Consider the following 2,930-nt stretch of genomic DNA (forward strand, 5'->3'; position numbering starts at 1 on the left):
ATACAAAGCTCATGCATCCTAAAACCTTAATATCCATTGTTGGTCCTACTGCAATTGGCAAAACAGCCTTGGGTATTGAACTGGCACAACATTTTGATACAGAAATCATTTCTGCCGATTCCCGTCAGTTTTTTAAGGAAATGGCCATAGGAACCGCAAAACCTGATGCAGGCGAGTTAGCAGCAGCAAAACATCACTTTATTGATTCACATTCGGTTTCACAACTCTTCAGCACAGGCGATTTTGAAATAGAAGGGTTAAATACCCTCGATCAAATTTTCAAAAAACACAATCTGGCCATTATGGTTGGAGGTTCAGGTTTATATGTTAATGCGTTAATTAATGGCTTGGATGAAATGCCAGATATTGATTTAGCCATACGTGAAAGGCTCAATAAACAGTTTGAAGAAGAAGGATTATCAAGTATCCAAAAACAGCTGGCAGCATTAGATCCTGAATATTTTGCAAAGGTAGATCAACAAAATCCACAAAGAATGATCAGGGGTTTAGAGGTATTTTTATCAACCGGACAAAAACTTTCGTCAATGCTTTCCGCTACAAAAAAGAAAAGACCATTTAACATTATCAAAATAGGTCTCAATACCGATCGTGCTATCCTTTACGACCGAATCAACCAAAGAGTTGATAAAATGATTGCTGATGGTTTAATAGAAGAAGTAAAGTCGCTTATACCCTTTAAAAAATATAATGCTTTAAACACGGTAGGTTACAGTGAACTTTTCGATTACCTAGACGGAAAATTATCTCTTGAAGATGCCGTTTCAGCAATCAAACAAAATACGCGTCGCTTTGCCAAACGCCAACTCACCTGGTTTAGAAGAGATGAAGAGATCAATTGGTTTGAACCTATTGAAAAAGAAAGGGTAATCAATTTTATCCATGATAGGCTAAAATGAAAAAGGTCCCAACAGCGTTAGAACCTTTTAAAAATATAAAAATCTTTTTGAATTAATTTGGGAATTTAACGCCTCTATATTGCGTAATATCAATGTTTGGTACGGTAGAACCGTATTTAGCATTAATGGCATCTATAAATACATTGGCAATTACTGCATTTCCACGCGGCGTTAAGTGAACACCATCTAAAGAGAATGCGCCACCGGTAATAAATGAAGCATTGATACCAACCCCCTGAACATTAATACCAGTTTTAACCTGATTAAAATAAGCATAAGTGTCTGCAATGGCCAAACCTTTGCTTGTAGCTAAAGATTTAATGCTGCTATTGTAGCTATTTACATAATCTTTTAATTTAATTACTTCATCCTTATCTAATACCCATTTATTTTCAATCGGATTTAATGGGTGTAAACCATAAGGAATGCCAGAACCATTTGGCTTGCCAAATATGCCCTCTGATTGAAACGGTAAACGGATTAAATCTTCAGCAGTTGCAGGCCTTACCGAACCTGTTCCTGTTTGAATATAAATAGCTGCCGCTGCAGGATTAATTGCTTTGGCAGCATTTAATAAAGCTGCTACAGTAACTGTATTAAAATAAGGGATTGCAGTTACATCAGGAATAGTACCAACTATACCTTTTTGGCCAGCTGCAGTTAAAACATTTAAAAAATTAGCATATAAAGAAGAAAAAGTAACCTTATCTGTTAAAGCCGTTGTAGGATCGGTAGATACGGTAACTGCACCATTTAAAGCGTAACCCAATACATCATTATTTCCAAGCCAAAGCGAGAAAAAAGTATGATTTCTTCCTTGAATAAACTGAAAATAATTGGTTTTACCTACCTGAGCATCTGGCAACAAACGCTCGAAATAAGGATTTGCAGCACTGAAAGTAAGCGTTGGATCGAAGGCCAGATCAACACGCATTCCAGGTATACCCAAGTTTTGGATTTCGTCATTGAATTTGTCTAAATGCTTCGCTGCATCTCTTATAGCCAGTTTATCAACAACAGGAGTTAAAGTTGGGGTACCATTAACCAGTGCTGTTAAAGAAATATAACCTGAGCCATTTGAATGTTCTTCGCTAAAAAACGGAGAGGTAAATGCCCCACCACCGACCGTAGCCATTTTGGCGGCAATTAGGTTTGGATAAGCAACTTTTTGTCCTTCCAAATATAAACCTCCATCGGCATATCCTGAAGTTAAGGAGTTACCCACAGCAATGTATTTACTAAAATTAGCTTGTCCGGCAGTTGTACCTGCAGACGTTTCTATTTCGGGTTTACAAGCTGCTGCAAAAAGGATGATAGCAGCAACGAAACTATTTAATATATATCTTTTCATTTAAATTTCTCCTACCATTTATAAGTTAACGAAATACCTGGTGCATAAACCAAAGTTTTAAAGGTACCATCTAGGCCCGTTTCAATATTCTTTTGTTTACGCGATTTAACATCTTCAAAAAAGAACGATGCATTAACTTCGAAATGGCGGGTTGGCGTATAACCTAAACCTGCACTTAAAATGTATCGGTCAGCATCAGGAGCTTCAGGTGTTACGTACCCGTCCTGTACCGGAGAGAAAGCATAACCAATACCTGCTCTTAATGCTAATTTCTCTGAGGCCTGGTGGTTAATACCTAATTTAAACGAAGAACCATCACGATAATTGCGCGCTGATTTTGTATCAACCAGCGCAGGTGTATTGGTAGCATAATCAAAAGACAAATCCTGATAAATATGCCATTGTACCCAACTTGCATCAAAAGCTAAAACTGTACTTTTTGACAATGGAATACCTACACCTAAACTTGTGGTAGCTGGTAAAGGTAATTCAGCGTTAAAGGTATTTCCTGCTGGAAAAGATCCTTCTAATGACTTTGGAACCTCAAATTCTGCTGAACCAGCATCAAGTTTCGTAATTACCTTCGATTTATGTACGAGTGCAAAAGAGATATTGCTTAATGTTTTGATATATAAACCCGCATTCCATCCATAACCTGTTCC

General features: G+C 37.4%; 3 protein-coding genes. 1 reads left to right on the plus strand and 2 read right to left on the minus strand.

The annotated features are described in order from the left end of the window. The first annotated feature begins 11 nt into the window (after nucleotides 1–11). Nucleotides 12–917 carry a tRNA (adenosine(37)-N6)-dimethylallyltransferase MiaA gene (miaA, locus tag AC1DPQ_RS23270; RefSeq protein ID WP_477611022.1) on the plus strand — a complete coding sequence of 302 codons (906 nt, stop codon included), beginning with the start codon at nucleotides 12–14 and terminating at the stop codon, nucleotides 915–917. Nucleotides 918–969: 52 nt separating this feature from the next. Here miaA and AC1DPQ_RS23275 read toward each other — a convergent pair whose 3' ends face one another. After that, entirely contained in the window at nucleotides 970–2,268 is a 1,299-nt protein-coding gene (locus tag AC1DPQ_RS23275) for a G-D-S-L family lipolytic protein (protein ID WP_477611020.1), read from the minus strand. Between the two features lie 11 nt (nucleotides 2,269–2,279). Continuing rightward, a partial coding sequence (locus tag AC1DPQ_RS23280) for an OmpP1/FadL family transporter (protein ID WP_477611021.1) occupies nucleotides 2,280–2,930 on the minus strand: 651 nt, incomplete at its 5' end.

It is taken from the genome of Pedobacter sp. 01T416_2, from assembly GCF_056398925.1.

Bases quoted from the DNA above. Each gene is read 5' to 3' on its own strand.
- miaA (WP_477611022.1), top strand. From the start codon at position 12: ATGCATCCTAAAACCTTAATATCCATTGTTGGTCCTACTGCAATTGGC.
- AC1DPQ_RS23275 (WP_477611020.1), bottom strand. From the start codon at position 2,268: ATGAAAAGATATATATTAAATAGTTTCGTTGCTGCTATCATCCTTTTT.